At 49.0% G+C, this 731-nt stretch carries 1 protein-coding gene; it reads right to left on the bottom strand.

What is annotated here, in order from left to right; genetic code table 11:
• Positions 1-731: serine dehydratase subunit alpha family protein (locus tag R7093_RS25345; RefSeq protein WP_318147035.1), on the bottom strand; the 731-nt coding region annotated here is incomplete at both ends.

The raw sequence follows: 731 nt of genomic DNA, 5'->3' as shown, positions 1-731 counted from the left end.
CATCGCACAAGAGGACTTCGCACCATCGCACACCATACCTGAACTGTCGCTGATGACGTTTTGAATGGCGTAGCATGATTGCTCAAATGTACCACCAGCTAAATACACCAGCGCCATAGAAGCTGCCGCACTGGTAACAGTGTTGCCACAAAATGCGGATAACGGTGGGTAATAAGATTTGATGTAAATAGCCCCTAAATGACTCATGATCAACGCGCGAGCCAACTGTTCTTCGTCGTTTTGGAATACTTCTGCCGCAACTACAACTGGCATTGTCGCGGCAATACCTTGGTTCCCACTGCCGAAATTGCTCATGGCTGGCAACGTCGCCCCTCCCATGCGAGCATCAGACGCCGCGGATGTCATCATCTGTATGCGACTCATTAAGTCATTGCCCAATAAGCCTTGCTCGATGTTGCCTTTTAGCGTGCGTCCAATTTCTAGGCCGTAACCTCGGTCGATACCTTCTTGAGCCAGCAAGGTATTGAGCTCTGCAGCTTGGAGAATGAATTTGATCTCTTCAAAAGGCGCTTGAGTGGCAAACTCATAGATTTGTTTGATCGAAATATCCACACCTTCACAAACAGAAGCGGTTGCAACGCGTTGCTGCGGTGGAGCATCAAAAATCACGTCGCCATTGCGCATGATCTGGATAATGTTGGTGTGACCGCCACTGATCGTGACCGAAACAACATCGTCACCAGAAGTGAGCGTTACGCTGCAATAAATGA

It is taken from the genome of Vibrio sp. 1580, from assembly GCF_033340055.1.
The sequence above is the reverse complement of the archived record's forward strand: the minus strand, read 5'-3'. Positions and strand labels throughout refer to the sequence as shown.